At 62.7% G+C, this 6,043-nt stretch carries 7 protein-coding genes and 1 pseudogene; all 8 read right to left on the bottom strand.

Annotated features, from left to right (window positions below):
* Positions 1-259 (bottom strand): annotated as a pseudogene (locus tag AC1DT3_RS10285) (ABC transporter substrate-binding protein); the annotation flags it as partial.
* Positions 256-1,374, bottom strand: coding sequence for an ABC transporter ATP-binding protein (locus tag AC1DT3_RS10280; RefSeq protein ID WP_477465158.1), 1,119 nt, complete (start codon positions 1,372-1,374; stop codon positions 256-258). The pseudogene AC1DT3_RS10285 and the gene AC1DT3_RS10280, both read right to left, overlap by 4 nt.
* Position 1,375: 1 nt before the next feature.
* A complete protein-coding gene (locus AC1DT3_RS10275; RefSeq protein WP_477465157.1) occupies positions 1,376-2,179 on the bottom strand; it encodes an ABC transporter permease in 804 nt (267 codons plus the stop codon).
* A complete protein-coding gene (locus tag AC1DT3_RS10270) occupies positions 2,172-2,996 on the bottom strand; it encodes an ABC transporter permease (RefSeq protein ID WP_477465156.1) in 825 nt (274 codons plus the stop codon). Before AC1DT3_RS10270 ends, AC1DT3_RS10275 begins: the two co-directional genes overlap by 8 nt.
* A gap of 22 nt (positions 2,997-3,018) precedes the next feature.
* The gene (locus AC1DT3_RS10265; RefSeq protein WP_477465155.1) at positions 3,019-4,053 is read right to left on the bottom strand and encodes an ABC transporter substrate-binding protein; all 1,035 of its coding nucleotides are present in this window, start codon (positions 4,051-4,053) and stop codon (positions 3,019-3,021) included.
* Between the two features lie 43 nt (positions 4,054-4,096).
* On the bottom strand, positions 4,097-4,573 hold the full coding sequence (locus AC1DT3_RS10260) for a DUF3830 family protein (RefSeq protein ID WP_477465154.1): 477 nt from the start codon (positions 4,571-4,573) through the stop codon (positions 4,097-4,099).
* Between the two features lie 106 nt (positions 4,574-4,679).
* Positions 4,680-5,609 carry a LysR family transcriptional regulator gene (locus tag AC1DT3_RS10255; RefSeq protein ID WP_477465153.1) on the bottom strand — a complete coding sequence of 310 codons (930 nt, stop codon included), beginning with the start codon at positions 5,607-5,609 and terminating at the stop codon, positions 4,680-4,682.
* A gap of 99 nt (positions 5,610-5,708) precedes the next feature.
* Positions 5,709-6,043: endonuclease/exonuclease/phosphatase family protein (locus AC1DT3_RS10250; protein ID WP_477465152.1), on the bottom strand; the 335-nt coding region annotated here is incomplete at its 5' end.

Below are 6,043 nucleotides of genomic sequence, written 5' to 3'. Positions count from 1 at the left end.
GGCGACGCTCCGCCACCAACTTGTTCTTGCGCGGCCCTTGGCCTGCCACGTCCCATTGCACCGCAATGCCTTTTGGCGCCAGAAGGGGTTTGACGATATTCGCTTCGAGCAGATTGAGATAATCGCCGCCCCAGGTGCCGACGATACAGGATTTGCCTTGCGCCAATGCTGGGCGAAAGCCAAGCGTCGTGGCGCCGAGAGCCGCTCCCGTACCGGTTAGGAAAAGTCGTCTCGATATCGTGTCGTGTTTGGATGTCATCGATGGTCCTCCGCGTTGTTCCCGTGCGTTCCCGTTCTTGTCGGCCAATCGGATGCGTCGAGCACCTGACTTGCCTCTGCCGGCCATGTAAGCCGGATGGATTCACCCGCTTTGACGGGTGCAATTGTGTCGGACGCTGTCGGCCCATGTACGATGACGGTCTCGCCGGTCGGTAAGTCGACGACGACTTCGGTGATAGGACCAAGGAAGGTAACCGCGCGAGCCGTTCCGGGAACGATGTTGACAGACGTCGCCGCCTCGTTCTCGCGGAGCAATCCTATCCGGTCGGGACGCATGGCAAAGATCGCGCGGCCGGTCGGCGCAGTTGCGCTGAAATGCAAAATCAGCCCGGAACGCGTCTGGAAAGTGCCGGGCGATGAAACCTGGCCCTCGAAGAAGTTCGATCGGCCCATGAAATCGGCAACGAAAGCGGTTCGCGGTTCTTCATAGAGTTCACGCGGCGTCCCGACTTGGACGATGCTGCCCTGGTTCATGACCACGAGTCTGTCGGCGATCGCGAGCGCCTCTTCCTGATCGTGCGTGACGAACACGGTCGTCAGGCCGAGCCGACGGTGCAGCTCGATCAATTCGACCTGCATGTCCTCGCGCAGGCGCGCATCCAGGTTGGAAAGCGGCTCGTCGAGGAGAAGGATCTTTGGATCCGACACGATGGCGCGCGCCAGCGCCACGCGTTGTTGCTGCCCGCCTGAGAGCTGACGCGGCATCCGCTCGGCGAGGTGGGCGAGCTGGACGGTTTCCAGCGCCGCCTGCACGCGCTCGTCCTGTTGCGCGCGCGTGCCGCGTTTGCGCATGCGCAACGGAAAGCGAATGTTGTCGCGCACGCTCATATGCGGCAGCAGCGCATAGGACTGGAACATCATGGCGATGTCGCGCTCTTCGGGCGGCGCTGCGGTCACGTCCGTGCCGCCGATGCGCACGGAGCCGCGCGTCACGCCCTCCAGCCCGGCGATGATGCGCAGGAGCGTCGTCTTTCCGCATCCGCTCGGGCCGAGCAGGCTGACGAATTCGCCGCTGTCGATGGTGAGTGAAATGCCGTGCAGCACGTTGGTCGCGCCGAACGATTTGACGATATCGATGAGTTCGAGCTTTGCCATTTCAGGTCCCGACGAAGCGTTGGATGCCGAGAAGCCGGTCGATGACCGCGATCAGCAGGATCGTCAGACCCATCATCAGCGTCGACACCGCCGCGACCGTCGGGTCGGGGCTGAATTCGAGCTGATTGTAGATCTGGATCGGAAGGGTCACGAGATCCGGCGTGCGCAGGAATAGCGCGATCACGGCCTCGTCGAAAGAAATGTTGAAGGCGAAGAACGCGCCCGCCGCGAGGCCCGGCGCACATTGCGGCAACACCACGTGGCGAATGCGCTGCCAGCGCCCGGCGCCCATGGTGCGCGCCGCCTCTTCGAGAAACGGATCGGAATCCGCCATCACCGCGAGCGTCGTGCGGATCACGTAGGGCAGCGCGATCACCGTGTGGCCGATCCACAGCGCCGAGAACGAGACCGGGCCGAAGGTCGCGCTCCACAGCATGAGGAGCCCGATGGCGAAAATGATCGACGGCAGGATGAGCGGCGACAGAAAGAGGCCGGCCAGCACGCCGGAGCCGGGCAAGCGGCCGCGATGAATGGCGATGGCGGCGCCGGCGCCGATGATCGTCGCCGTGATGGTGACGAGAACGGCCAGCTTCAGGCTGGTGCCGAGGGCGTTCACGTAAGCCGGCGAAGCGAAGATCGCCTGGAACCAGCGCAGGCTGAAGCCGGTCGGCGGAAACGCGATGAACTGGCTCTCCGACACCGAAACGCCGGCGACGACGATCAGCGGCGCGAGAATGAAAACCAGCGTGGCKGCGACGAACACCCAAGTGAGAATGCGCAGATAACCTGGAACGCCCTTAACCATGACGACGCCCCGAGAGTTTGATGTACGGCGTCAACGCCAGCAGCACGCCGACGAGAAGAATGACCGATTGCGCGGCGGCGAAATTCCATTCGAGCGTCTTTGTCGCGGATTCGTAGATCGATCCGGCGATGACGGGCAGGCGCACGCCACCGAGAAGCGAGGGCGTGACGAAGGAGCTGACGGACAGGGTGAAGGCGAGCAGCGAGCCGGCGAGAATCCCCGGCATCGTCAGCGGCAGCACGACGACCCGCAAGGTCGCGAGAAATCCGGCGCCCATGGTGCGGGAGGCTTCCTCGAGACGGCGGTCGATCTTCATGACGACGCCCAGGATGGACAAGGTCGTGAACGGCAGCAGCACCTGCACCATGCCGATGACGATGGCGGCTTCGGTCTGCATCAAGGTGAAGTTGCGGTTGACGAAGCCGAGCTTCCAGAGCGTGAACGGCACGAGACCACCGCGTCCGAGCAGCACCATCCACCCGAAGGTGCGCACGACCACGCTCGTCATCAGCGGCAGGATGATCAGCACGATCAGCCACAGCCGCAAGGCGGGCGACACGCGCGCCATGACGTAGGCGAGCGGGAAACCGATCACGGCGCAAATGAGCGTGATGACGACGGACAGGTAGATCGTTCGCCACACGACGCCGAGATAATAGGCGTCGGTCAGGAACCGGGTGAAGTGCTCGACGGTCAATCCACCGTCGGCACCCACCACACTGAGGCGCAGCATCTCCGCAATCGGGAGAAGGAACGCGAGCGCGAGAAGGAAGAGGCCGGGGCCCGCGAGGGCAAGATCTTCGATGCGATCGCGCATGAGGGAGCCCCGGCCTTTCAGATCAACGAGCGATCAGCTTCTTCCAACGCTCGATGAGCGACGCGCGGTTGGCGTCCACATCGACCGGGTTGAAGCGCATGAGACCGGACACGGCCTGCTCACCATAGACGACTTCCTTGGCGAGCGCGTCGTCGAGCTTGGTCGCCTTGTTGGTGGGCGAGTAACGCAACTCGCGCGCCCAGCCTTCCTGCACTTCAGCCGACAACGAGAAGTCGATGAACTTCTTGGCGAGGTCCTGGTTCGGACGGTTGGCGACGAGGTTGGCCGTCAGGTAGACCGCAGGCGTTCCCTCGGCTCCCTGAACGAACTCGATCGGCAGACCGGCCTTGCGCAGGGTGTAGGCATAATCCTGCGCGTAGGGCGCGACCCAGGCGTCGTTCTGCGCAAAGTTCTGCTGCATTTCCGGCGAGGTGGAGACCACGACGGCGCTGTCCAGAAGACCCTTCACCGCCTCGAAGCCGGGATCGGGATTCTTGATGTCGCCGCCCTTCACCTTGTTCAGCATGAGAAAGCCGAGAAGGCCGTAGCTGTTCGACAGATCGGTCAGGACGACGTGATCCTTGTATGCCGGATCCCAGAGGTCGGCCCAGCGGGTCGGCTTCTTCGGCGCCTTGTCCTTGTTGTAGAGAAGGCCGATAGCCGCGACGGCGTGAACCGGACCCTCGCCGCGGGCGAGACCCTCGGTCGCGAACGGATACAGCTCCTTCGCCGTCGGAAGCTCTTCGGCCTTCACCGGCGCGATGAGACCTTCACGGGCGGCGACGACTTCCTGTCCGCCGGAGAAGTGGATCACGTCGTATTGCGGCGCCGCCTTCTGCGCGCGCAACTGGGCCAACGCATCGGCCGAATAGGCCGTGATGACCTGCACGTCGACATCGTATTTCTTCTGGAACGGCTCGATGACGAGCTTGCGGTGAATCTGCTCGTAAGCGCCGCCATACGAGTTGATGACGAGCTTGTCCTTGGCGAAGGCGGGCGACGCAAGGGCGCTTGCAAGCGCAAGCGCCGCGGCGATTTGAGATACTTTAGCAACCATTTTGTTTGAGCCCTCTGGTGTGTGCTGCCGGTGGAGACGTGACTTAGTCGAGGCGTCCGATTTCGACGGTCTTGATGCCCTCGATGCGGATGGAGCGGCACGCCTCGGCGATCTGTTCGAGACCGTCCGTCATGCGCCCGAAAATGTTGCAGGGGGTCCAGCCGATGGGTCCGAAAATGCGGCCGCCGTTGTCGTAGAACATGCCGATCTCCCAAAACTCGTCGGTCATGCCCTTCATCAGGTTCTTGGCCTGGTAGAACCACAAGAGCTCGCCAGCGACCGGGAAGCAGGTCTGGTTCTCGGCCGGGATCGACAGCGGATCGAAGGTCTGCGCCTCGGCGGGAAGGCCGGTCATGATTTCAGGGCCGGCGAACATGGCGTGGCCCGCAGGCATCTGCACCGGCTTTTCAAGTGCATCCCAAATCGTCTGAGCAGTCACGGGAGCATTCTCCCAATAGAGCTCGATCGTGCCCTGAACATTCTTCTCGACGAACTTTAGGTAAAGACGGCGCTTTGTCATGATATTTCCCGTATTTTCCGCCCATTGGCGGCCTCTGAACGGAAAACGTCGCAGGTGGAACCTTAGCTGTCCAATTATCGTTCTCTATCGAAACGATAGAATTTTTTTATCGAACGCCCGTGTCGACCCAGGCCAGCCCAGGATCGATCTCGGCGCAGAACGCCGCCGCCGTCTGACGCGCCAGTTCGGCGACCCTCTCGGTCAGAAGCGAGCCGGGGACGGGGTGGTAGCTCGTGACGAAGGCGAGCGGCGGGAAAGGCTTGTTGACCCTGACCGAGACCAGATCCCCCAGCGCCAATTCGCGCTGTACGACGATGGTCGGCACCGCGGCGACGCCGAACCCGTCCATGGCGAGGCGGATCATGGTCGGGAGAGAATTCGAGTTCGACAATTGCCCGGCGAGCACGCTCTCGTCCTGAAAGTAGGGTGCGATCATACGGTAGGGCGGCGAGCCGCGCTGAAAGGTGATCAGCGGCATCGCGCCCAATTCCGCCACCGTATAGATGCGATCCTTCTCCACCATTTTGGGACTGCCGACCCAGGACATGGCGTAGGTGCACACCACGAAGCTGCGGTAGCCTTCCTCCAGGAGCGGATCGAGGCAGAAGGTGATGTCCAATTCGCCGCTCTTCATGTGGTTGAGCAGGTTGACCGTCGAATCCGTCACGATCTCGATCTGCACGCCGGGATAGGTCTGGCGCAGGCGATCGTAGAGACGCGGCAGCCACGTCTGGACGATGGCGTCGATGGCGCCGATGCGCAGCGTCAGCGCGATGTTCTCAGGATCGGTGAAACCCAGCTTCAGCTTGTCGAAATCGCCGAGCATCGTTTCGATGACGCGCAGCGCCTCGTGCCCGGCCGGCGTCAGGTGAAACGCCCTGCCTTCGCGGACGACGAGCTGGACGCCGAGTTCCCGCTCGAGAGCGGCGATGCGCGAGGACACCGCCGGTTGCGTCGTGTTGAGGAACGCGGCCGTGCGTCCGAAATGACGCAGGCGCGCCAGATGGACGAAGGTCTCCAGATTGGCGAGCTTCATGGCCGAAACCTGTTTCCTGCACGAACGCCGTGCCGAACGGCGCGATCCGATGCAAACAGCGGTTTTCGGCAGCCGTCAACTCGCCAGCCGGCGCTGACCTCAAAGGGCGAGTTCCAGCAGAACGGGCTGATGGTCGGACGATTGGCGGCTCTGATCGTAGAAAACGCGGCGAACCCTCCGTGCCAGATCTTCGGTGACGAACAGAAAGTCGCAGCAATGGGGCGGCCCGCTGGATTGCTCGTAGATGCAAARGGATGCGGGATGCGGTTCGCCCGGATGCGACGCTTCCCACGCATCGACAAGCCGCGGCATGTCGTCCGCGATGGGGTCCGAGATCCGCTTTTTGACCGGATCATCGGGCTTCATGTTGAAATCGCCGGTGAGAATCGCCGAACCGGTGGTCGGGAACAACGCGTAGGTCCCCGGGCCGGCGA

This window comes from Microvirga sp. P4_G7, assembly GCF_056401005.1.
This window is presented reverse-complemented; position numbering and strand designations above follow the sequence as displayed.